Source organism: Rhodobacter sp., from assembly GCA_020637515.1.
In the GTDB taxonomy this organism is placed as follows: Bacteria; Pseudomonadota; Alphaproteobacteria; order Rhodobacterales; family Rhodobacteraceae; genus Pararhodobacter.
In genome coordinates, this window is sequence record JACKKG010000001.1 from 532,582 (window position 1) to 555,982 (window position 23,401).

The window sequence follows — 23,401 nt, forward strand, 5'->3', positions numbered from 1 at the left end:
CGGGGAAATAAGCGGTTGGCACGGCGGCGCGGCCCGGCCAATATTTGCCCATAACAAAACCGAGGAGGTCTTTCCGATGAAGCATTTCACACTCGTGTCCGCGGCGGCGCTGGCGCTGTCGGTGGCGGCCCCGGCGGCCGCGCAGATGCAACTGTCCATCGCCACCGGCGGCACCGGCGGGGTCTATTACCCGATGGGCGGCGGCCTGGCCGAGATCATCAACAATCACATCGACGGGTATTCCGCCACCGCCGAGGTCACCGGCGCCTCGGTCGAAAACATGGGCCTGATCGCCACCGGCGACGCCGATCTGGCGATCGGCCTGGCCGATACCGTGGCGCAGGCGCAGACCGGCACCGGCCGGTTCGAGGGGCAGCAACTCGAGATGATCCGCGGCCTGGCCTCGCTCTACGCCAACATGGTGCAGATCGTCGCCCTGGACGGCAGCGGCATCACCAGCCTGTCCGATCTGCGCGGCCGCCGCGTCTCGGTGGGCGCGCCTGGCTCGGGCACCGAGGTGAACGCGCAGCAGATCCTCAATGCCAATGGCATCACCTATGACGACATCGACGAACAGCGCCTGAACTTCAACGAGACCGCCGACGCGCTGGCCAACGGCGACATCGACGCCGGCTTCTGGTCGGTGGGCGCGCCGACCTCGTCGATCCTGAACCTGGCGACCACGCAATCCATCCACATGATCGCCCTGACGCCCGAGGAAATGACCGCCGCCATCGGTGCGAACCCGATCTTCGCGCGCACCAGCCTGCCCGGCGGCATCTACAACGGCGTCGATCAGCCGGTGCCGGTTGTCGGCGTGCCGAACGTGCTGGTCGTGTCCTCGGCCATGGACGACGATCTGGCCTATCAGATCACCCGCGCCATGTTCGAGAACATCGACGAATTGCGCGCGGTGCATCCGGCGGCGAACCAGACCACGGTCGAATTCACGCTGGACGCCACCCCGGTGCCGCTGCACCCCGGCGCGATCCGGTATTTCGAGGAAATCGGCGCCACCGTTCCCGACCGTCTGCGCCCGTGATGCGGACCCTCTGGGGGCGGCTTCCGGCCGCCCTCGCGGTTCTGGCGGGGCTGATGGCATCGGCCCCCGCCCGCGCCGACCAGATCGTCGTGTCGCTGGCCGATACCGGCCGCGTCCTCGCCCGCCTGTCGGTGGCCGAGGGCGCGCGCTGGAGCATCCTGTGGAATCATTCGGTCGATGGATACGAGGTCGAGGACATCTATCAGGACCGCGGCGGCGCGATGGTGCTGGTGCGGTCGCACCTGCCGGATTTCGGCGCCGGCCTGGGGCATATCCCGGGCCGGGGGCGGCAGGTGAGCGACGGCCGCGGCGGCTACTGGATCGAGGATATCGACGAGCCCGTGCCCGGCAACGCCTATGTCCTGCGCCCGGGCCGCCCGGCCGTGAACCACCGGCTGCGCACGGCCGACGCCGAAATCTCGCTGACCGCGCTGGCCGAGCACGCGCGCGTCCAGATCGCCCTTCAACCTGATCGGTGACCCTTTGGCTGACGAATTCCCCGACGCGCTGACCCCGCCCAAACTGCCGCCCCCCCTGCCCGTGCTGCGAGCGATCACCGTGATCGGCATCGCACTGTCGCTGTTCCAGCTTTGGGCGGCCGGCGTGCAGCCGCTGGGCCTGTTCTATCAGCGGCCGATCCACCTGGGATTCGTCCTGGTTCTGTGTTTCCTGATCTACCCGGCGTTCGGCCCCTACCGGCCGCGCGGCGCGTCGGGATGGGCCATCGATGCGCTGCTGATCGCGGGCAGCGTGGTCGCGGGTCTTTGGCTGCCGCTGAACATCGACACCATTTCCAACCAGATCTTTCCGCGCGGCATCGACGTCGCCGTGGGGGTGATGATCGTGCTGCTGGTGCTCGAGGCCGCGCGCCGGGCCGTCGGGCTGGGCATGACCGTGATCGCCGCCGCGTTTCTGGTCTATGCCTTTGCCGGGCGCCGCGGCGCCCTGCCGTGGCTGGCCGACTGGCTGCCTGGAATCCTGAACCACCGGGGCTATTCGCTGGACCGGCTGGCCAGCCAGATGACCCTGGGGGCCGAGGGGATCTACGGCCTGCCCCTGGGGGTCGCTGCAACCTTCATCTTCGTCTTTGTGCTGTTCGGCGCGGTGCTCGAGGTGACGGGCGCGGGCAAGTTCTTCATCGACCTGGCCTATGCCACCACGGGGCGCCAGCGTGGCGGTCCGGCCAAGGCGGCGGTGGTGGCCTCGGCGGGAATGGGGTCGATCTCGGGCTCGGCGATCGCCAATGTGGTGACCACGGGGGCCTTCACCATCCCCTTGATGAAGCGCCTAGGCTACCGCCCCGCACAGGCCGGCGGGATCGAGGCCGCGGCCTCGACCGGCGGTCAGATCATGCCGCCCCTGATGGGCGCGGGCGCCTTTCTGATGAGCGAATTCACGCAGGTGCCCTATATCGACATCGTGCTGGTGTCGATCTTTCCGGCGTTCCTGTATTTCGGCGCGATCTATCTGATGGTGCACATCGCCGCCGTGAAGCTGGGGATGCAGGGCCTGCCGGCCGAGGCCCTGCCGCGCACCCGCACCGTGCTGGCCGAGGGGTGGCACTTTCTGCTGCCGCTGCTGGCGCTGGTGGCGTTGCTGGTCGCGGGCTATTCGCCGATGCGCGTGGGTTTTTACGCCACGCTGTCGATCGCCGTGGCCGCCATCGGCCGCGCATTGTGGCACTATGCGGCGAACGGGCCCACCCTGGACGGGCTTTGGTCGCTGATCCGCTCGGGGCTGGCGAAAACCGCCGAGGCGCTGGAACTGGGCGCGCGCAACGCCGTCACCGTGTCGGTCGCCTGCGCGGTCGCGGGGGTGATCGTCGGCGTCGTCGGCCTGACCGGGCTGGGGTTGAAATTCAGCGCCATGATGCTGGCGCTCAGCCACGGGAACCTGCTGATCGCGCTGGTGCTGGTGGTGTTGGCCAGCCTGGTGCTGGGCATGGGGCTGCCGGTCACGGCGTCCTATATCGTGCTCATCATCCTGGTCGGTCCGGCGCTGCACAGCGAATTCGGCGTGCCCCTGCTGATCGCGCATCTGGTGGTGTTCTGGTATTCGCAGGATTCGAACGTCACGCCCCCGGTGGCGCTGGCGGGCTTTGCCGGTGCGGCCATCGCCGGCGCCAGCCCGATGGAAACCAGCGTCCAGGCCTGGAAATTCGCCAAGGGCCTGTATCTGATCCCGCTGTTCATGGTCTACAACCCGGTCATCATCGAGGGCGGCCCCATCCCTCTGGTGATCTGGAACGGGTTGATCGCCATTGCCGCGCTGGTCGCCTTTGCCGCGGTGCTCGAAGGGTTCCTCTTTGCGCCGATCCGATGGTGGATGCGCCTGGCGCTGGTGCCGGGGGTGATCGCGGTGTTCTGGTCCTCGGTCCCGATCGAGGCCGCGGGCACGGCACTGATCGTCGGCCTGCTGGCGCTGAACTGGCGGGCGGCAAAGGCCGCCGCCTAGCCCAGATGCACCTGTGCCTCGGGATAGCGGATCCGGGGCGCGCTGCGGGTGGCGATGAAGAAGCCCAGCGTCAGCGGACCGACCCGGCCCAGGAACATCACCACGATGATGACCGCCCGGCCGAATTCGTTCAGATCGTCGGTAAAGCCGCGCGACAACCCCACCGTGCCAAAGGCCGAGGCGACCTCGAACGCGATGTCCATGAAATGCCCGTCATGCGACACCGTCATGATGAAGATCGCGACAAAGACCACCAGCATCGAAATGGCGGTCAGCGCCATCACCTTCAGCACCTGGTCCAGACCGATCGACCGGCCAAAGGCGTGAAGCTGCGTCTGCCGCCGGAAAAAGGCCGCCGTGGCCAGCAGCATGATGACGAAGGTCGTGACCTTGATCCCGCCGGCGGTCGAGGTCGGCCCGCCGCCGATCAACATGAGCGAGATGAACAGAATCGACGTGTCGTCGTGCAGCGCGGCGATGTCGGTCGTGTTGAACCCTGCGGTGCGTGTGGTGACGCCCTGGAACCAGCTGACCACCAGCCGCGCGGCCCAGGAATCGAACTGGCCCAGCGTGCCGGGGTTGTTCCACTCCAGCGCCGCGAACATGATGACCGACCAGGGGATCAGGATCGCCGTGCCCAAAAGTGTGATCTTGGTGTGCAAGGACCAGCTGCGCGGCGATTTCTGCCGGAACACGTCTTGCAGCACCACATAGCCGATGCCGCCGATAAGAAAGAGCGCGGGAATGACCGTGTTCACCACCGGGTCGGTGGCAAAGGGCACCAGCCCGTCCGGAAAGGTCGAGAACCCGGCATTGTTGAACGCCGAAATCGAATGGAAAGCGGCGTCCCACATGCCCTGGATCAGGCCGAAACGCGGCACAAAGGTCAGGGACAGCAACATCGCGCCCGCCACCTCGCAGATCAGCACCACCTTCAGGATGGTGCGCGTCAGGCGCATGAGCTGATGCATGGAACTGTGGTTCAGGTCCTCGCGCAGGAACACCTGCCCGGTCAGTCCCAACGGCATCCCAAGCGCGGCCAGCACCAGCACGGCAAAGGTCATCAGCCCCAGCCCGCCCAGCTGGATCAGGAACGCCAGCACGATCTCTCCGACCACGGTCAGATTCGTTCCGGTGTTGAACACCGCCAACCCTGTCACCGTCACCGCCGAGGTCGCGGTGAAGACCGCGTCGCTCCAGGTGATGGGGGCAACGGTCGAGACAGGCAGCATCAGCGCGCCCGCGCCCAGCGCGATCAGCACCGCATAGAGCCCGGCCAGGACCAGCGGCGGCGGGACGTGCCGGATCCGATAGGCGGCCCGGCGCAAGCGTTTGCGCAGCCACATCATGGTCAAAGCGTGTCGCCGAAGCGCCGCAACTCGGGGCGCTTGCCCAGCAGGATCAGCTTGTCCTCGGGCATGACGGTCTGCGACAGGTCGGCGCAGGGCAGGAACTCGGTCCCGCGCATCAGCCCCAGCGCCCTCAGATCATAGGTCGAGGCAATGCCCAGCGAGCGGATCGAGCGCCCGTCCAGACGTTCGGGCACGACGATGGTCACGACGCTGTAGCCGTTGCCCATGCTGACGTAATCCTGCACCACCGGGTTGTTCAGCATCTGCGCGATGTGGCGGCCCATTTCCTGTTCCGGCAGGATCACCCGGTCCACGCCCAGCTTGGACAGGATGCGGTGGTGGGTCCGGTTCGAGGCCTTGGCCCACAGGGTTTCGATCCCCAGAAGTTTCAGGTTCATCACCGTCAGGATGCTGGCCTGGATATCGCGACCGATGGCCACCAGCGCCACGTCGTAACGGTCGATCCCGGCCTCACGCAGGGCGCTGTCGTCGGTGGTGTCCACGATCAGCGCGCTGTGCAGCACCGAGGCCATCTGCGCCACGCGTTTCTCGTCCGCGTCCAGCCCGACGACCCGGTTCCCGAAGCGCGCCAGTTCGGACGCGACCGCGCTGCCGAATGCCCCCAGTCCGACGACTGCGAAATTGCGGGTGTCTTTCGCCATAGTCCTTCTCCGTTTCCCACGGAAACGTCCCGAGGGTCTGCGCCCCTGCGGCGGGCGAGTCAAGAGTGCGCCGCGTGATCGCTAACGCAAAACGCCCGCCATCGCTGGCGGGCGCTGCACGCTCAAGGCGCGGCGATCAGCGGCGGATGCCGAGACGCGCGATCAGGGCGGTGTAGCGGGCTTCTTCCTTGCCCTTCAGGTAGTCCAGCAGCTTGCGGCGCTGCGCAACCAGCATCAGAAGGCCACGACGGCTGTGGTTGTCCTTCTTGTGGGTCTTGAAGTGCTCGGTCAGGGTGGTGATGCGCGAGGTCAGGATCGCAACCTGCACTTCGGGCGAACCGGTGTCGCCTTCCTTGGTCGCGAATTCCTTGATGAGGCGCTGTTTTTCTTCAACGGTGATCGACATCGGGGTCTCCTGTGTCAAAAAGGGTCAAGGCGCAATCCGGGATGTCGTCCAGAAAAGGCCCGTGGAGGAACCTGCCCGTTCGGGCGAGGATGCGCGCCTATACGCGATCGCCGGACAAAGGGCAACGGTGGTCTCGGGTCTGGTTGCCCGCCCGTTAACCACTTTTGCAGAAACCGTCTTTATACTGGCCCATGATCGCTGTTTGTTCAGGGTTTCCGGGTTCACTGGACTCACGAATGTCGTGGACCATCGCCGTGCGGGCGTAGGGGGTGCGTTATGTGGTTTTTGCTGGGGTTGTTCGGGGTGGTGTTCGCCGCGGGCGCGGGCGACATGCTGCTGCGCCAGGATCCCACCGATTCGGCCGACCCGCCGGCGGATGACACGGGCGGCGACGGTCTGGTCGACTCTGCCTCCGCCGAATCCGCCGATATGCTGGATTTTGCCAGCCCGGACGCAACCGGCCCGGGTTTGGTGGACCCGGGTATCGCGGGGCCCGGTTTCGATCTGGCGGGCGGTCTCGCCGGGACACCCGCACCGGGCGGCGACGACCCGACGGGAACCGGCTTGGCGCAGGGCTATGCCGGCCACGGCGAGGAAGGCGAATACATCAGCACCGACGGCCCCGGCTATCAGGCCCCGGACGCCTTTATCGACGCAGGCGACACGGGCGGACCCAGCCAGGGCGGCGCCGGCAACGACACCGTTCTGGGTGGCACCGGCGACGACTGGATCGAAGGGGCGGACGGCGCCGATTCGCTGCTGGGCAATGGCGGCGACGATACCCTTCTGGGCGGCGACGGCAGCGATATCCTGGACGGCGGCGACGGCAACGATTCGCTGGTCGGCGGCAATGGCGACGACAGCCTTTCGGGCGGCGATGGGCGTGACACGCTGCTGGGGGGCGACGGGAACGATACCCTCGATGGCGGCGACGGCGCCGACACGCTGGAAGGGGGCGCCGGCAACGACCTGCTGCGCGCGGGCCCGGGCGGCGACCTGCTGATGGGCGGTGCGGGGGACGATACCCTCTCCGGCTACGCGCCCGACCCCCTGGGCGTCGATGGCAGCGCGCGGGATTTCCTCAACGGTGGCGACGGCGCGGATGTGCTGGTCCTGGGATCGGGCGACATCGCCAGCGGCGGGTCCGGCGCCGACGGCTTTCTGTTGGGCGACTGGATCGACAGCACCAACCCGGCCGAGGTTTCGGATTTCGCGGTCGGTTTCGACCATCTTCTGATCGCGCACGAGGCCGGCACGCCCGAGCCCGCGATCACCACGAGCTTCGACACCGAAACCGGATCGCTGCGGGTGTTCCTGAACGGCGCGCTGGTGGCCCGTCTCTCGGGCGTGGCCGCGCTGGACCCGGGGTCCGTGGCGCTGGTCGCCGTGGATGCGGCTGGCCTGCCCGTGACGGGCTGACCCGGCCGGCCCGCCAACGCCCCGGCCCCGCAAAGCACCCCACGAGCCCGCGCGACGGCGCCCGTTCATCCGCCTTGAACCCTGCGCTTGATCCCGGTCCCGGCGCCTGCCCCACCTGCGCGCCGCCGACCGCCACCCGGTTCAGGCGATCTGGTGACCCCGACAGGATTCGAACCTGTAACCTGCCCCTTAGGAGGGGGCTGCTCTATCCAGTTGAGCCACGGGGCCGCCGCGTCCTGTATTGGCGGGTCCTGCGGCGCAAGGCAAGCCTTGGCGCAGGATTTTCTGCCGGCCGGCCGCGCCCTTGTGCGGCAGCGACCGCGCTGCGCGGGATGCTTTGACACTCTGGCAAACCGCGTTCTACAAAGAAGCATTCGCGACCTGAAACTGCGCCCCGCGCGTCCCACCCAAGGGACGCTCTGAAGGAGAGTCCGACCAATGGCCCAACCGCCGCGTCACCCCGAGAACCGCCGCCCGCTGACACTGCGCGATGTGTCCGAAGCCTGCGGCGTCAGCGAGATGACGGTCAGCCGCGTGTTGCGCAACCGCGAGGACGTCTCGCCAGCCACGCGCGAAAAGGTTCTGGCAGCCGCGCGGGCGCTGGGCTACGTGCCGAACAAGATCGCCGGCGGCCTGGCCTCGCAGCAGGTCAACCTGGTGGCGGTGATCGTCCCCTCGCTGTCGAACATGGTTTTCCCCGAGGTGCTGAGCGGCATCTCGGCCGCGCTCGAGGATACCGGGCTGCAACCGGTGTTCGGCGTCACCAATTACTCGCCCGACAAGGAAGAGAATGTCCTTTACGAAATGCTCTCGTGGCGCCCCTCGGGGGTGATCGTCGCGGGGCTGGAGCACACCGAGTCCGCCCGCGCCATGCTGGAGAACGCCGGCATCCCGATCGTCGAGATCATGGATTCCGATGGCTCGCCGATCGACAGCGTCGTCGGCATATCGCACCGCGCCGCCGGCCGCCAGATGGCCGAGGCGATCGTCGCCGCCGGCTATCGCAAGATCGGCTTCCTGGGCACCAAGATGGCCGACGATCATCGCGCCCGCAAACGTCTGGAGGGGCTGACCGAGGGCCTGGCCGAACACGGCATCGCGCTGGCCGATACCGAACTCTATTCCGGCGGCTCGGCCCTGAAAAAGGGCCGCGAACTGACCGAGGCCATTCTGTCGCGCAATCCGGACCTGGATTTCCTTTACTATTCCAATGATATGATCGGCGCAGGCGGGCTGCTGTACTGCCTGGAAAAGGGGCTGGACGTACCGGGCAAGCTGGGCCTCGCCGGGTTCAACGGCGTCGATTTCCTGGATGGTCTGCCGATGCGGCTGGCCACCATCGACGCCTGCCGCCGCGAGATCGGCGAAGCCGCGGCCAACATCATCGCGGGCAAGGGTTTTGACGATGGCGTGATCGGCGGCCACCGGATCGAACTGTCCCCGCGGCTCGAACCGGGCGAAACGATCCGCCGGCGCTGACATCTGCCCCCGGTGAATGTGGCAGGGCCCGCCCGTGACGGCGGGCCTTTTGGTGGACAAAAAGCCCGGGCGCGAACGCCCGGGCCACGACCCCCAAGGAAAAGGCGGGATCAGTAGTTATAGGCCGATTCGCCGTGGCTGCTCAGATCCAGCCCCTGACGTTCGTCATCGGTCGTGACGCGCAGGCCGACGGTCATGTCCACCAGTTTGTAAAGGACAAAGGACACCACGCCGGACCACACCACGGTGATCAGAACCGCCTGGACCTGGATCCAGGTCTGCGCCGCGGCCGTGTCGGCCAGGGTGCCGACGCCGCCCAGCGCCTCGGACGACAGGAAGCCGGTGCCGATGGCGCCGATGATCCCGCCGACACCATGCACGCCGAACACGTCGAGGCTGTCGTCATAACCCATCTTGTTCTTGACCACCGCGACAAAGAAGTAGCAGCCCAGCGACGCCACCGCGCCCAGAACGATCGCACCGATCGGGCCCACCGTGCCGCAGGCCGGGGTGATCGCCACCAGACCGGCCACCATGCCCGAGGCCGCACCCAGCATCGAGGAATGCTTGCGGGTGAACTTTTCGATGATGTTCCAGGCCAGGATCGCCGCCGCCGTGGCGATAAAGGTGTTCATCATGGCCAGCGCCGCGCCACCGTTGGCTTCCAGGTTCGAACCGGCGTTGAAGCCGAACCAGCCAACCCACAGGATCGCCGCGCCGACCAGCGTCAGCGTCATCGAATGCGGCGCCATGTTGTCCTTGCGATAGCCCACGCGCTTGCCGATCACCAGCGCGCCGACCAGCGCCGCGATCCCGGCGTTGATGTGCACCACCGTGCCGCCCGCAAAGTCGATCGCGCCGGTGCCGCCGCCCAGGTTGAAGATTAGGCCCGAGCTGTCCCAGACCATGTGCGCGACCGGGAAATAGACCAGCGTGACCCACAGCGCCATGAACAGCATCATCGCGCCGAACTTGATACGTTCGGCAAAGGCGCCGACGATCAGCGCCGGGGTAATCGCGGCAAAGGTCATCTGAAACGCGATGAACACGTATTCGGGGATCACCACGCCGTCGGTGAAGGTCGCCGCCATCGAATCCGGCGTGACGCCGCCGAGGAACAGCTTGCCCAGCCCGCCCCAGAACGGCGAGGTGCCGCCGCCGAAGGCAAACGAATAGCCGTAGAGAACCCAGATCACCATGACCATCGCCGCGATCGAGGTGCACTGCATCAGCACGCTGAGCATGTTCTTCGAGCGGACAAGGCCGCCATAGAACAGCGCCAGGCCGGGGATGATCATGAACAACACCAGCAGCGTCGCGGTCATCATCCAGGCGACATCGCCCTTGTCCATGACCGGGGTGACCTCGGCGGCCACTTCGGCCGTGGCCTCCTGGGCCAGGGCGGCCAGGGGCAGCAACAGCGCGGCGCCCGTGGCGGGAAGCAGTTTCATCAGTTTCATGTCAGTCGGTCCTTTTCCCTTGTCCCTTGCCGCTTACAGTGCGTCGTCGCCGGCTTCGCCGGTGCGCACGCGGGTTGCCTGTTCCAGATCCAGAACGAAAATCTTGCCGTCGCCGATCTTGCCGGTGCGCGCGGTGCGCGAGAGGGTCTCGACGACCTGTTCAGCCAGACCGTCCGGCACGGCGATTTCCAGCTTCACCTTTGGCACGAAATTCACGGCGTATTCGGCCCCGCGATAGATCTCGGTGTGCCCGGACTGGGTGCCGAAGCCCTTGATCTCGGTGACCATCAAGCCGCGCACACCGATGTCGGTCAGTGCCTCGCGCACCTCCTCCAGCTTGAACGGCTTGATTGCTGCGATGATGTATTTCACGGATGCCCCCTTCTTGCGGTCCCTGGCCAGCGCCCCCGCGTCGGGGCACCTCCTGTCGGCATTGCGCGTGCTGCGGGTGCAAAGAGCAACGGCGCGCCGGGGGCCGGACGGGGGCGAATCCGCCACTTCTGCCGAAAATTTGCACATTCAGGCGGTCGCGATGAATTTTTGGGCATATCACGAAGGCGAATCGCCCTTGAGGACGCACTCCACATCGACGGCGCGGGCATGTATGGTGTCACAAAAGTCGAAACGACACGGCGAACGGGCACCCTCGGGCATGGCATCAAACGGAAATCGGCGTCCCCCTCTGGTGGCGGACCAGCGTGCGCAGCAATCGCCGCGTGCCCGGTCCGGCGGGTCCTCGGGCGGGGGGCGATCGGGCTCGGGCGGGGGCGGGCGCAAGCCGCCACGCAAACGTGCGCCAAAGCGCAGCGGCAACATCGTCGTGCGGCTACTGCGCTGGGTGCTGCGGCTGATCTGGGGCGTCGTCTGGCGGGTGGGGCTGGCCGCTACCCTGGTCATGGCGGCCGCCACCTTTTACTTCTACACGACCCTGCCTGCCGACCTGACGGACCTGCTGGACGGGCGCGCGCGCGGATCGGTGACGATGCTCGACGCCGACGGACAGGTCTTTGCGTGGCGCGGCGAGTCATTCGGCGGGTTCACCACCTCGGACCAGGTTTCGGAAAACCTGGTGCACGCCATCGTCGCCACCGAGGACCGCCGCTTTTACTGGCATATGGGCGTCAGCCCGCGTGGCATCCTGGGGGCGATCGCGTCGAACATCGCGGCGGGGCGCGGCCCGTTCCGGGGCGCGGGCGGGTCCACGATCACCCAGCAGGTGGCAAAGCTGCTGTGCCTGGGCCGGCCCTATGACCCCGACACCTGGGCAACCGAGGCCGAGTATGAGGCCGACTGCCGCGAGGGCACCGTCTGGCGCAAGATCCAGGAACTGCCCTACGCCTTTGCGCTGGAGCTGCACTATACCAAGGCCGACATCCTGACGATCTACATCAACCGCGCCTTTCTGGGCGCCGGTTCGCGCGGGTTCGAGGCCGCCTCGCAACGCTATTTCGGCCATTCCGCCGCAACCTTGAGCCCGGCCGAGGCCGCGATGCTGGCCGGCTTGCTGGTCGCGCCCAGCTATTACGCACCGACCCGCAACCTGGAACGCGCGCAGGAACGCGCGGCCGTGGTGCTGGGGCTGATGCACGAACAGGGCTATCTGACGGATGCCGAATACGAGCACGCGCGCACCCATCCCGCGACCCTGCACGACGCCGCGGACCGGTCCACCGGCGGGTTCTTTGCCGATTGGGTGATGCAGACCGGCCCCGCCTGGCTGACCCGCGACACGACCGAGGACGTGCGCATCCAGACCACGCTGGACCAGCGCGTGCAGCACCAGGCCGAGGCCGCCGTGGCCGATGTCTTTGCCAACCGCGTGCGCCAGGGGTCTACGGCCGAGGCGGCGGTGCTGGTGATGTCGGCGGACGGCGCCGTGCGCGGAATGGTCGGCGGTCGCGGCTATGTGCCGGGCGGGTTCAACCGCGCGACCCAGGCGCTCAGGCAGACGGGGTCGGCCTTCAAGCCCTTTGTGTATGCGCTGGCCATGGACGACGGCTATCAACCCTATGATCTGGTGGACGATTCGCCGCTGACGATCAACGTGCCGGGGTCGGGCCCCTGGACCCCGCGCAACTACAGCAACGATTTTCTGGGCTATATGCCCCTGGTCGAGGCCCTGGCACGTTCGCAGAACATCCCGGCGGTGCGTATCTCCGAGGCGATGGGCCGCGAGCGCGTGCGCCAGGCCGCCAACGCCTTTGGCCTGCATTCCGACCTGGCCGAGGGGCCGTCGCTGGCGCTGGGTTCCAGCGAAGCGACGCTGCTCGACATGACGGCGGCCTTCGCGGGTATCCTGAATGGCGGCAGCGCGGTGCGGCCCTACGGCTTCACCTCGCTGACGCTGGCCGGCGAATCGACACCGCTCATGACCATCGGGTCGGGCATCGGCGAGCGGGTCATCAGCGAGGACGCCGCGCAGCGGCTGATCTGGATGATGACGCAGGTGATCGAGGCCCCCTATGGCACCGGGCGTCGCGCGCAACTGCCCGATGGCCGACAGGCAGCGGGCAAGACCGGGACGACCACTTCGGCCCGCGATGCCTGGTTCGTGGGGTTCACCGCCGATTACGTCGTCGGCGTCTGGATGGGCAACGACGACAACTCGCCCCTGACCGGGGTCACCGGCGGCGGCCTCCCGGCCGAGATCTGGCGCGAGGTCATGACCCGCATCAGCGCCGGCACCCCCCTGCATCCGCTGCCGATGACCGTGCCCCGCCGCCCCGATCTGGAGCCGCCGACAACCCGCGGCACGCCAGGCACCACACAGGGCGGGGGCGGCAGCTTGTCGGACACGGTGATGGGCATTCTGAACGGCATTCTGGGGGGCAACTGAATCCTCGGCCCCCCCCTGCCCCAGCGGCGCTAGATCAGCGCCGTGGACAGCGCCGGGAACCGGCTGAGCAGCACCAGAATGACCGTCACCGCCAGCAGAAACGGCCACAACGACCGCAGGATGCGCCATGGCGAAGCGCCGCTCATCGACGACGCGATGTAAAGCCCCACACCGACCGGCGGCGTCAGCAGCCCCAGCACCAGATTGAGGCACATCACCACCCCGAACTGGAAGGGGTCGATCGTGTAGTCGTTCATCGCGATCGGCAAAAGGATCGGCGTGATCAGGATGACCGCGGCGATGCCGTCGATCAGCATCCCGACCAGCAGAAGGATGCCATTGACGATCAGCAGAAACACGAACGGATCCTGCGTCAACGAGGTGATGAGCGCCGCCAGCTTTTGCGGAAGCGCCTCGTAGATGATGACCCAGCCGAACACGTTGGCGGCGGCGATCATGAAAATGATCATCGAGGCGTTGACCGCGGTGCGCACGAACATCTCGCCCAGCGCGCGCGGCTTCAGTTCCTTGTAGACCAGCCATCCGATCAGGAAGGCGATCAGCGACGCAACGGCGGCGGATTCCGTCGGCGTGGCGATCCCCAGCAGGATCCCCCCGATGATGGCCGTGGGGATCAGCGCGGCGGGCAGGCACCTGAGCAGGGCCGACATCGCCTCGGGGCGCGTGAACCAGCGCCCCATGGGCAGGCCCCGGAAAAATCCGATCAGCGTGATGACGGTCGCAAAGGCCAGCGCCAGCAGCAGGCCCGGGATCACCCCGGCCAGGAACATGTCGCCGATCGGAATCTGCGCCAGGACCCCATAGATCACGAACATCATCGACGGCGGAATGACCGGCGCCAGGAGCCCGCCCGCTGCCGTCGTCGCAGCGGCGAAGCCGATGTCATAGCCTTCCTTTTCCATCTCGGGCGTCATGGCCCGGGACATGACCGCAATCTGCGCCGTGGCCGACCCGATGATGGCCGCCATGAACATGTTGGCCAGCAGGTTGATATAGGCCAGCCCGCCGCGAAAGCCGCCGACAAACACCCGCGCGGCATTGATGAGGCGGCGGGTCATCCCGCCTTCGTTCATCAGTTCGCCCGTCAGCATGAACAGCGGGATCGCCAACAGCCCATAGTTTTCCAGCCCCGAGAACATCTTTTGCGCAAAGCTGTCGAACAGGACGGTGTTGCCCGTTTCCCAGATATACCACATGGCGCTGAGCGCCAGCACCAGCGATACCGGCACCGCGACCAGAAGCGCAAAGGCAAATACGAACGGGGTCATGCGACGTCCTGACTGTTGCCGGCAGAGCCGCGCGATTCAAGCAGATTGGCAACGCTGTGCAGCGTGGCGCCAAGGGAAAAGAGCCACATGATCGACCAGACCCAGGCCTTCTTGATCCCCAGGGTGGTGGTCGGTTCGGCATAGATGAAATTGAATGTCGCGCCCTGAAAGGCCCGCAGGTCGAACCCGTGCCGGGCCAGATCGAGCGGCGCGAACCAGCGCCAGCAGAACCACACCATGGCCAGCGAAAAACCCAGGACGATCACATCCACCAGCTTTGCGACCAGGGTGCGCAGGGACCGCGGCAAGGCATCCGCGAGGACCGTCACCGCCACCGCGTTGCCGTGATGTATCGCCGCCGAGGCACCGAGAAACGTCATCCAGGCCATGCAGTAGATGGCCAGTTCATCCACCCAGAACAGCGCCGCCCCGGCCGAGCGTGTCACGACGTTCAACAAGATCAGCAGCGTCACCGCGACCGCCAATCCGGCGGCCAGCGTCAGCTCGACCCTGGCCCAATGTCCCGAAATCTTTCTGAACATGCCATCCTCGCCAAAATCCGGTCGGGGGCGGTGTATCGTTCCGCCCCTGACCTGCTGATGTCCGACAGCTTATTCGGCGGTCGCGGCCGCCACCTCGCGCAGCGCGCCCAGCATGCTGGACCGCGTTTCCCAGATGGCGTTCCACTGGGCGACGGCATCGCCGAAGAACTCGGGGCCCACGCGCAGATAGGTCTTTCCGGTTCCCTCGATCTGGTCGAGCCAGCCTTGCTCATGCCCGATGTAGCTGTCGATCGTGCTGTCGACATGCTGCGCCATCAAGGTGCCGATCATCGCCCGGTCCTCTTCGGACAGGGTCGCCCAGACCCGGGCGGACACCAGCCCCACCATCGGGAACATCATGTGGTTGGACTGAATGATGGTGTCGGCGTGATCGTAGTAGTGCAGCAGCCAGATCAGCTCGGCATCCATGTCGATGGCATCGACCTGACCGTTGGCCAGCGCGTCATAGACATCGGGCAGCGGCATCGGGGTCGGCGCGGCGCCCAGCGCCCGGTAGAAATCGAGGTTCGGTTCGAAGGGCGTGATCCGGATCTTCAGTCCGGCCAGGTCGGCGGCCGAGGTCACGTCGCCCCGGGTGACAATCTGGCGCAACCCGGCCATGCCGTAGCCGACGCCCACGACGCCGACTTCGGCCGGAAGCTGCGCCAGCATCCCGACAGCCGTGTCGCTGCGCAGGATGCGCCCGGCATGGCTGATGTCATTGGCGAGGAACGGCGCGTAGAAGGCCCCGAAATCGGGCGCACGGTTGGACACTTCGGCCACCGTCATGAACGCCATGTCGAGCGCGCCGGTCTGCAACTGCTGAAGCATCTCGGCTTCGTTGCCAAGCTGCTGCGCCGGGAACACGGTCACGCTGTGCCGGCCGCCGCTTTGGGCCGCGAGGTCGGCGCCAAAGGCCTCGGCGGCGCGGGTCCAGATATGCGGCGGGGGCGTGATCAGCCCAAGCCGGAATTCGTTGGCGGACGCCATGGCGCCCGAAAAGGCGGCCGAAAGCGCAAGAAGCGCGCCGCCAAGCGTTTTACCCAGTGTGTTCATTGGTTTCTCCCTGTTTATGGTTCCGGTCAAAGCTGGACCCAGCCCTCGGGCGGCTTGCCCCGGCCGGGATGCACGGTGCCGCAATGCGGGCAGGTGCGGGCGTCCATGTCGTTGTGGAAGGCGTCGTAGATCTGCGGTAGAGCGGACACGATCCCCTCGGGGCCGTCAAGCGTCACTTCGGCGCGGTGCACCAGCCCTTCGCAGTTGAAGCAATACCACTCGAACCCTTCCTTCATGCCGGGTTGGCGCGGCGCCTCGACGACGATCCCGATCGAGCCTTCCTGCGGGCGCTGCGGGGCGTGGCGGGTGTGCGGCGGAAGCAGGAAAACCTCGCCCTCGCGAACCGGCACGTCATAGATCTTTCCGCCGTCGGCGATCTTCAGCATCATGTCGCCCTTCTGCTGAAAGAACCATTCCTCGACCGGGTCGTCATGGAAATCGACGCGGGTGTTCGGCCCGCCGACGACCATCACGATCATGTTGCCTTCCTTGTGCAACAACTGGTTGCCAACCGGCGGGCGCAGCTTGTCCGCGTTATCCTCAACCCATTTCTTGAAGTTGAACGGTTTCAGTGTCGGATGTTCGGCCATCTGATTTCTCCATCCCGGGCCTGTGTGGCCCTCTTGGTGCGCGGTGTCCCGTGGTGATCCTAGGCGAGTCTGATCCCAAGAAATATTTGTTTCGAGGAAATTCGGTATCCATATTTGTGATAGCCAGCCGTCTAATCCAGCAGCAGGACGGTTCCCCCCGCCGCGAGGATCAGCGTGAACGCGAAACGCGCGGGGGCCACCGAAAGCCCGTGCCCGAACAAGCCCCACAAAAGCGCGGCAAAGAACACCTCGAGCGTGCCGAGACAGGCCACCACCACAGCCGGGATCGCGGCCAACGCCGCGAACTGGCAGACCTGTCCGACGGCCAGTGCCCCGGCGGCGGCCCATTGCCAACGGCCGCGGTCGGCTAGCAATCGCCGCAGCCTTGCCCCGCGCGCCCTGCCCGCAAGAGCCGCGAGGGGGAACCAAAGGCAGCCCACGATCGCCCCGATGAATGTTCCCAGCAGCGGGTCGGGCAGAGTCTCAAGCCCCAGCCGGCGCAGGACATAGGCCGAGGCGTAGACCGCCGCCGACCCGATTCCGATCCAGAACCCGGCCCTGTCCCAGACCTCGCGTCCGGGCCCGCCCTGGTAGATCAACACCGCCACCAGGACGATCGCCGCCCCGACCAGGGCCCGCGGCCCCGGCACCTCGGCCAGCAGAAGCAGCGCCAGCGGCAGCGTGAAGACCGGCGTGAGCCGACGCAAGAGGCTGGCCCGCACCGCGCCGATCCGTTCCGTGGCGCGATAGAGCGTTGCGCGGCCCAGCACGGTGGAAAAGACCCCGGCAGCCGCAAAGATCGCGACCGTGCCCACCGAGCCGGGGTCGAGCAGCCGCGCCAACTGGACCCGGCCGAACCCCATCCACAGCAGCCCGGTGCCCAGCGCGGTCACCAGGGCCGACAGGTAGACGCCATTGTCGCCCCTTGCGACCGGCTTGCCCTGCGCGATGGCCACCCCGGCAAAGCCATAGGCCGCGGCGGCCAGCACCGCGAAACCGATACCGCCGAGCGCGATCTGGTCAAACACGAAGGCCGCAGCCCTCGAAAGCGGCACGCGTCGCGGCCTTTTCGGCCTCGGTCAATTCCAGCATCGGGTGGCGCACCCGCCCCCCAACCTGCCCGAGAAGCTCTTGCCAATACTTGCCATGCGCGGTGGGTTTGCCCCCCGGTTTGGTCGCGCGAATCGCCGCGCGCACCGGGTTCAGGCTGTCACGGACCCGCCGCGCCTGATCCAGCTTTCCGGCGAACGCCAGTTCAGTATATTCGTGCATCCGGCGGTCGTTCTTCGTCTGCAACTGATAGGGCGGCGACGAGCACAGATAAAGCTGCCAGCCCAGTTCCTCGATATTGTCGAGCCATTCTTCCTCGGACGAGGTCGAGACCAGGATCCTGTCGCCCACCATCTGGGTCAGCCGCACATACATCTCGCGCGGCACGGAATACTTGATGGCCATGATATTGGGCAATTCCGCAACGCGGGCGCAGGTTTCCGGGGCCATCAGATAGCCGCTGTCGGGGTGGCTCCACATCGCGATGCCGATATCGAGCCGGTCGCAGAGGTATTTGTAATAGTTGAACAAGACCTCGTCGCGGTCGTGGCAAAAGCTCAGCATCGGCGCGTGGACCACCACATAGTCGGCGCCGCAGTCTTGCGCGTGGAGGCCCAGCTCCAGCACCGTATCGACGTTCTGGTCCGAGATCGACATGATGGTCCCGGCCCGGTCGCCGCATTCCTGCGCGGCGATGGTCATGTTGCGCTTGCGCTCTTCCAGCGACATCGACCAGAACTCGCCCTGCTTTCCGGCAACGAAAAGGCCCTGGATGCCCAGATCGTCAATCCAGTGGCGGATGTTGCGGCGCAGGCCGGCCTCGTCCAGCGCCAGGGTCTCGTCAAAGGGGTTGAGCGCGGCGGCCCAGATGCCGCGCATGGTTTCGCGCGCATGGGCTTTGGCGTCGTGCTTGGCGTATTTCATGGCTGGGGTCCGGAAAAGCTGGGGTCAGAATGGCCGCAATAAGGCCCGATCCGTGGCGCGCGGCCAATCGGATAGGTCCGAATTGGATATTCCAATTTTGGATATCAAAGCCACGGGAAATGCCGTTAAGTTGAAACCGACCAGAGGAGAACCGCGTTGAATATCGGACTGATCGGGGAAGGCGCCATCGGGCGCCATGTGCAGGCGGAACTGGCAAAGCGCGGGCTGGTTCCCGTGGCGTGGATCGTCCGGCCGGCCAAGGCCCAGGCGGGCGGGCCGCGCGTCGCCAGTGCCAGGGACCTGCCCGAACAGGTCACGCTGATGATCGATTGCGCGGGCCACGCGGCGCTGGCCGAACATGGGCCGGCCATTCTTGCGCGCGGGATCGACCTGCTGACCGTCTCGCCGGGGGCGCTGGCGGACCCGGTGCTGTGCGACAGGCTGGAACAGGCCGCCGTCGCGGGCGGATCGCGGCTTTACCTTGCCAGCGGCGCCATCGGCGCGCTGGATTGCCTGCAAGCGGCGCGGATCGGCGAACTTGCCCAGGTTCGCTATACCGGGCGGAAGCCGCCGCGCGGCTGGATGGGTTCGCCCGCCGAGACCGTCCTGGATCTGGCCACGCTGGACCAGGCCGCCACGCATTTCACCGGCACCGCCCGGGAAGCCGCCCTGCGCTATCCCAAGAACGCCAATGTCGCGGCCGCCGTCGCGCTGGCCGGGATCGGGTTCGACCGCACCGAGGTCGCGCTGATCGCCGACCCGGCCGTCACCGCCAACGTGCACGAAATCACGGCGTCGGGCACGTTCGGCCGGTTCACCTTTCACATCGAGGCCGCAAGCCTGCCCGACAATCCCAAAAGCTCGGCCATCGCGGCGATGAGCGTCGTCGCGGCGATCGAACGCCAGCGCGGCTGGATCAGCCTGTGATCCGCGCATGATCAACAGCCACACCCGTATCGTCGAACGTGCGCTGACCCGGCTCAAGTTGCGCCAACTCAGGTTGCTGGTCGTCGTCGGCCTTCATGGCAATATCCAGAACGCCGCCCGGGACCTCGGGATTTCCCAGCCCGCCGCGACCAAGATGATCCAGGATCTCGAACTCGATTTCGAGGTGAAGCTGTTCGAGCGCACCAATCGCGGCGTCGTGCCGACGATCTTCGGCGAAAGCCTGATCCGGCACGGCAAGCTGATCTTTGCGCAGATTTCGACCGCCGCGCAGGAACTGGACGACCTGAACGAGGGCAACAGCGGCAGGGTCGTGGTGGGCACGCTTCTGGCCGCGTCGCCAATGATCCTGCCCGAAGCAGTGGAGGCCCTGCTGAAGGACCGCCCGAAGGTGGCGATCAAGATCGTCGAGGGCACCAACGAGGTGCTGATGCCGTCCCTGCTGTCGGGCGAGATCGACATGGTCGTCGGACGATTGCCCAGCCACCGCCACCGCACCAGGATCAAGCAGGAAAAGTTCTTTGACGAACGGGTTCTGGCCGTGGTCGGACCGCAGCATCCGCTGGCCCGGGCGCGGCAGATCGGCTTTGAACAGTTGATGCCCTATGGCTGGATCCTGCCGCCGGTCGAAACGACACTGCGCCGCCAGACCGATCAGTTCTTTGTGCGGGTTGACCAGTATACGCCCAGCGTCACGATCGAATCGGTGTCGTATCTTGCCAATCGGACGATGCTCAGAAGCCATGACTTCATCGGGTTGATGCCGGCACAGGTGGCCGCGCTGGACATCGCGGCCGGGCTGCTCGTCGCGCTTGACTGGGCGGTGCCGTTCGGCGCCAATCCCGTCGGCGTTTCGCATCGCGGCGTCGAAAGCCTGTCGCCCGCTGGCGGGGCGTTCCTCGAGGCGTTGCGCAGGGCCGCGCAGAACCTCAAGGTCGAAACCGGATCTCCCTGATATCAGGCTTTCGGATACCAGTATTTTCTCAATTCACTTGAGCTGATGCCGGGCCAGGTGAGACGTTGCTTGCCAAAGACACGCGAGACACCAAGAGGTCGGCATGACATCCTATCCGGATCTGCAACTCTACATCGGCGGCAAGTGGCGCAAGACGGCGCAGGACATTCCCGTTGTCAACCCGGCCACGGAAGAGGTCATCGGCAGGCTCCCCCATGCCGAGATTTCCGATCTGGACGACGCGCTGACCGCGGCAGAGGCCGGGTTTCGCCTGTGGCGCCACACGGCCCCCCGGGACCGGGCCGACATCATTGTCCGCGCCGCCCGGCTGATGCGTGAACGCCAGGACGAGATCGCCCGCGCGATCACCGCGGAACAGGGCAAGCCGCTGGAACAGGCCCGGCTGGAAGTGATCCGCGGTTGCGAATTTTTCGAATGGGACGCCGGCGAGGCGATGCGCAGCTATGGCCGGGTCATCCCGTCGGCCCACGGCACGCGCTACGCCGTCCACCACGAGCCAGTCGGCGTGGTCCTGGGTCTGTCGCCCTGGAATTTCCCGATGAGCCAGCCGGCCCGGAAAGTGGGGGGCGCGCTGGCCTCGGGCTGTTCGATCATTCTGAAGGCCGCCGAGGAAACGCCTGCCGGGGCGCTGCACATTGCCCGCGCCTTTCACGATGCAGGCCTGCCGCCCGGTGTTCTGAACCTGGTTTTCGGGACCCCGGCGATGATTTCCGACCACCTGATCCGGCAGGATGCGGTGCGGCTGGTGGCGTTTACCGGCTCGACCGCCGTCGGCCGCCATCTGACGACGCTGGCGTCCGAAAACATGACCCGCGTGCTGATGGAACTGGGCGGCCATGCCCCGGTCATCGTCTGCGAGGATACCGATATCGAAAAGGCTGCGATAAGCGGCGCGATCCGCAAATATCGCAACGCGGGACAGGTCTGCACCTCGCCCACGCGGTTTTTCGTGCATGAAAGCGTTTACGAGCCGTTCCTGGCCCGGTTCATCGAGCGCGCGCAGGCGGTTCGGGTGGGCAACGGCGCCGAGCCGGGCATCGAGATGGGCCCGCTGGCCAACGAACGCCGCCTGCCGGCGCTGGCGGCGCTGGTCGAAGACGCCCGCGCCAAGGGGGCCGAGGTCCGCACCGGCGGGCGCCGGATCGGCAACACCGGCTATATGTTCGAGCCGACCGTGCTGGCCAATGTCCCCGATGACGCCCGGGTCATGCAGGAAGAGCCCTTTGGCCCGATCGCCATCATCAACCCCGTCGCCTCGCTGGACGAGGCGATTTCCAGGGCGAATTCCGTCCCCTTCGGTCTGGCTGCCTATGGGTTCAGCAATCGTGCCGATTACATCGACCGCATGACCGACGGGATCGAGGCCGGAAACATCTCGTTCAACACGCTGGAGGCGTCTTTGCCGGAAACCCCGTTCGGGGGTGTGAAGTCCAGCGGCTATGGCCGCGAGGGCGGGACCGAGGGGCTGGACAACTACATGGTCGTCAAGAACATCTCGCACCACATGGACATCGACCTGCCCGCGGGCGGCTGAAAACGGCCCGGGCGCCCGGCCCACGCGGGGCGCCCCACCGTCAGCCCGCCTGGCGCAAGTCCTGGATCATCCGGTCCAGGTTGCCGCTCCGGCGTTCCAGCATCGTGCCGATTTCCTGACGCTCGGCGGCCAGCACGTTCACGCCGCCGATGATCAGGTTGAAGAACAGGTTCCGCCCGGACCGGTCCGAAACATGCCAGCGCACTTCGAACGGGGCCTGTCCACGCAGGGTCATGGTGGTCACGACCTCCCAGAAGCTTTGCAGCGCGCGGGCGTCCTGCACATCGGCGGTGGCGCCTATGAAGCGGCGGAACTGGCGGCCGTATTTGCGCGCCAGATAGCCGCGAAAGGCCTCGGTAAAGGCTGACATCTGCGCCGCCGAGGCGCTGCGCGCGGGCGGCCCCAGCGCCGAACGGGCGATGATCGGCACGTCCCCGTAGCGGTCGAAGAGATCCTCGAACCGGGCGATCATCCGCGATTCCGACGCCCCCGAATTGATGATCCCCTGCACGTCTGCCATCACCTGGTCGATCAGCGCCCGCGCCTGCGCCTGCGTCATCGCGCCGGCCTGGCGCGGCAGCAGCGAAAGCGTGGCCAGGCCGGCCAGGCCGGCCAAAACGCGCCGGCGGGTGTCAGAAATCGGCATACGGGTCAATGATCTCGTCCTCGGCTTGAATGCCAAGATGATAACGGCGGGTCTGCAGGTAGAGAAGCCTCGCCTGGGCATAAGGGTCGGCGGTATTGATCACATTCGCGTCGAGCAGGTCGGAATATTCCGCCGCGTTGGCAAAGCGCCCCGCCAGCCGCGCCGCCACGCTGAGATTGTAGTCGCCCGCGGACGGCAGCACCAGCCGCATCGGGTCCAGCGCCATGTCCACCACCAGCCCCAGCGCGTCCCGCCCGGTCGAGGGGCCGAACGCCGGCAGCACCACATAGGCGCCCTCGGGCGCGCCCCAGCGGTGCAGCGTCTCGCCGAAATCGCTGCTGCGCCCGTGCACGCCCAACCGACTGGCGGGGTCGAACAGCCCGCCCAATCCGACCGTGGTGTTCAGCAGCAGCCGCACGGTATTCTCGGTCGCGTGATCGGGGCGCAGTTGCAGCAGGTCGTTCAGAATCACCCCGGGCAGGCCCAGATTGGCGCCGAAATTGCCCAGCGCGTGGCGGAAGGGGTGGCGCCGGGGCGCGGCCGCAGGGACCTCGGACGCAGGGTCGGCGGGCGCGCTGTCCGCGCGCGATACCACCCCGGCCAACGCCAGGTTGCGCTGAAACCACACGCGGTTCACGGCCTCGTTCGGGTCATTCGTGCCAGTCGCCACCGGGGCATGACCGCAGGCCGCGAGCAGCAGCGCGGCGCCGAACGCCAGGACCTTGATCTTGGGTGCCAC

General features: G+C 66.6%; 22 protein-coding genes and 1 tRNA gene. 9 read left to right on the plus strand and 14 right to left on the minus strand.

Features of this window, described 5'->3' with window-relative positions; genetic code table 11:
• The first annotated feature begins 76 nt into the window (after nt 1-76).
• Genes H6900_02580 through H6900_02590 form a run of 3 tightly spaced genes read left to right on the plus strand, consistent with a single transcriptional unit; the run spans nt 77 to nt 3,496 of the window.
• Entirely contained in the window at nt 77-1,042 is a 966-nt protein-coding gene (locus H6900_02580) for a TAXI family TRAP transporter solute-binding subunit (protein MCC0072155.1), read from the plus strand.
• A complete protein-coding gene (locus H6900_02585; protein ID MCC0072156.1) occupies nt 1,042-1,521 on the plus strand; it encodes a DUF1850 domain-containing protein in 480 nt (159 codons plus the stop codon). The genes H6900_02580 and H6900_02585 overlap by 1 nt, the downstream gene beginning before the upstream one ends.
• Nucleotides 1,522-1,525: 4 nt before the next feature.
• Nucleotides 1,526-3,496: a TRAP transporter fused permease subunit gene (locus H6900_02590; GenBank protein MCC0072157.1), complete on the plus strand. Its 1,971-nt coding sequence runs from the start codon at nt 1,526-1,528 to the stop codon at nt 3,494-3,496.
• Here H6900_02590 and H6900_02595 read toward each other — a convergent pair.
• The 3 genes from H6900_02595 to rpsO form a co-directional block, all read right to left on the minus strand.
• Nucleotides 3,493-4,845: a Ktr system potassium transporter B gene (locus H6900_02595; GenBank protein MCC0072158.1), complete on the minus strand. Its 1,353-nt coding sequence runs from the start codon at nt 4,843-4,845 to the stop codon at nt 3,493-3,495. The genes H6900_02590 and H6900_02595 overlap by 4 nt on opposite strands.
• 2 nt (nt 4,846-4,847) lie before the next feature.
• On the minus strand, nt 4,848-5,510 hold the full coding sequence (locus H6900_02600; GenBank protein MCC0072159.1) for a TrkA family potassium uptake protein: 663 nt from the start codon (nt 5,508-5,510) through the stop codon (nt 4,848-4,850).
• A gap of 136 nt (nt 5,511-5,646) precedes the next feature.
• Nucleotides 5,647-5,916 (minus strand): 30S ribosomal protein S15, encoded by a 270-nt coding sequence (gene rpsO, locus H6900_02605; protein MCC0072160.1) that lies wholly within the window; start codon nt 5,914-5,916, stop codon nt 5,647-5,649.
• Between the two features lie 483 nt (nt 5,917-6,399).
• On the opposite strand from rpsO, the gene H6900_02610 reads away from it, so the two are divergent.
• Complete coding sequence (locus H6900_02610; protein MCC0072161.1) at nt 6,400-7,335, plus strand: calcium-binding protein; 936 nt, start codon at nt 6,400-6,402, stop codon at nt 7,333-7,335.
• A gap of 151 nt (nt 7,336-7,486) precedes the next feature.
• Here H6900_02610 and H6900_02615 read toward each other — a convergent pair.
• Nucleotides 7,487-7,563 (minus strand) — tRNA-Arg (locus H6900_02615).
• Between the two features lie 210 nt (nt 7,564-7,773).
• On the opposite strand from H6900_02615, the gene H6900_02620 reads away from it, so the two are divergent.
• Nucleotides 7,774-8,814 (plus strand): LacI family DNA-binding transcriptional regulator, encoded by a 1,041-nt coding sequence (locus H6900_02620; protein ID MCC0072162.1) that lies wholly within the window; start codon nt 7,774-7,776, stop codon nt 8,812-8,814.
• A gap of 110 nt (nt 8,815-8,924) precedes the next feature.
• Here H6900_02620 and H6900_02625 read toward each other — a convergent pair whose 3' ends face one another.
• The gene (locus H6900_02625; protein ID MCC0072163.1) at nt 8,925-10,274 is read right to left on the minus strand and encodes an ammonium transporter; all 1,350 of its coding nucleotides are present in this window, start codon (nt 10,272-10,274) and stop codon (nt 8,925-8,927) included.
• A 33-nt stretch (nt 10,275-10,307) separates the two neighbouring features.
• Nucleotides 10,308-10,646, minus strand: a complete 339-nt coding sequence (locus H6900_02630) for a P-II family nitrogen regulator (protein MCC0072164.1) — start codon at nt 10,644-10,646, stop codon at nt 10,308-10,310.
• Between the two features lie 280 nt (nt 10,647-10,926).
• On the opposite strand from H6900_02630, the gene H6900_02635 reads away from it, so the two are divergent.
• The gene (locus H6900_02635) at nt 10,927-13,110 is read left to right on the plus strand and encodes a transglycosylase domain-containing protein (GenBank protein ID MCC0072165.1); all 2,184 of its coding nucleotides are present in this window, start codon (nt 10,927-10,929) and stop codon (nt 13,108-13,110) included.
• A 29-nt stretch (nt 13,111-13,139) separates the two neighbouring features.
• Here H6900_02635 and H6900_02640 read toward each other — a convergent pair whose 3' ends face one another.
• The 6 genes from H6900_02640 to H6900_02665 form a co-directional block, all read right to left on the minus strand.
• Nucleotides 13,140-14,399: a TRAP transporter large permease gene (locus tag H6900_02640; protein MCC0072166.1), complete on the minus strand. Its 1,260-nt coding sequence runs from the start codon at nt 14,397-14,399 to the stop codon at nt 13,140-13,142.
• Entirely contained in the window at nt 14,396-14,941 is a 546-nt protein-coding gene (locus H6900_02645) for a TRAP transporter small permease (protein MCC0072167.1), read from the minus strand. Before H6900_02645 ends, H6900_02640 begins: the two co-directional genes overlap by 4 nt.
• Nucleotides 14,942-15,010: 69 nt before the next feature.
• Nucleotides 15,011-15,997 (minus strand): TRAP transporter substrate-binding protein, encoded by a 987-nt coding sequence (locus H6900_02650; protein MCC0072168.1) that lies wholly within the window; start codon nt 15,995-15,997, stop codon nt 15,011-15,013.
• Nucleotides 15,998-16,023: 26 nt separating this feature from the next.
• Complete coding sequence (locus H6900_02655; GenBank protein ID MCC0072169.1) at nt 16,024-16,587, minus strand: 3-hydroxyanthranilate 3,4-dioxygenase; 564 nt, start codon at nt 16,585-16,587, stop codon at nt 16,024-16,026.
• Between the two features lie 131 nt (nt 16,588-16,718).
• Nucleotides 16,719-17,615, minus strand: coding sequence for a DMT family transporter (locus H6900_02660; GenBank protein MCC0072170.1), 897 nt, complete (start codon nt 17,613-17,615; stop codon nt 16,719-16,721).
• Nucleotides 17,608-18,561, minus strand: a complete 954-nt coding sequence (locus H6900_02665; protein ID MCC0072171.1) for a dihydrodipicolinate synthase family protein — start codon at nt 18,559-18,561, stop codon at nt 17,608-17,610. Before H6900_02665 ends, H6900_02660 begins: the two co-directional genes overlap by 8 nt.
• Before the next feature lie 156 nt (nt 18,562-18,717).
• On the opposite strand from H6900_02665, the gene H6900_02670 reads away from it, so the two are divergent.
• The 3 genes from H6900_02670 (at nt 18,718) to H6900_02680 (ending at nt 22,016) form a co-directional block, all read left to right on the plus strand.
• Nucleotides 18,718-19,488, plus strand: a complete 771-nt coding sequence (locus H6900_02670) for an aspartate dehydrogenase (GenBank protein MCC0072172.1) — start codon at nt 18,718-18,720, stop codon at nt 19,486-19,488.
• Between the two features lie 7 nt (nt 19,489-19,495).
• The gene (locus tag H6900_02675) at nt 19,496-20,461 is read left to right on the plus strand and encodes a LysR family transcriptional regulator (GenBank protein MCC0072173.1); all 966 of its coding nucleotides are present in this window, start codon (nt 19,496-19,498) and stop codon (nt 20,459-20,461) included.
• A gap of 103 nt (nt 20,462-20,564) precedes the next feature.
• Nucleotides 20,565-22,016 carry an NAD-dependent succinate-semialdehyde dehydrogenase gene (locus tag H6900_02680; GenBank protein MCC0072174.1) on the plus strand — a complete coding sequence of 484 codons (1,452 nt, stop codon included), beginning with the start codon at nt 20,565-20,567 and terminating at the stop codon, nt 22,014-22,016.
• Between the two features lie 40 nt (nt 22,017-22,056).
• Here the strand turns inward: H6900_02680 and H6900_02685 are convergent, their stop codons facing one another.
• Nucleotides 22,057-22,662, minus strand: coding sequence for an ABC transporter substrate-binding protein (locus H6900_02685; protein MCC0072175.1), 606 nt, complete (start codon nt 22,660-22,662; stop codon nt 22,057-22,059).
• A complete protein-coding gene (locus H6900_02690; protein MCC0072176.1) occupies nt 22,649-23,401 on the minus strand; it encodes a VacJ family lipoprotein in 753 nt (250 codons plus the stop codon). Before H6900_02690 ends, H6900_02685 begins: the two co-directional genes overlap by 14 nt.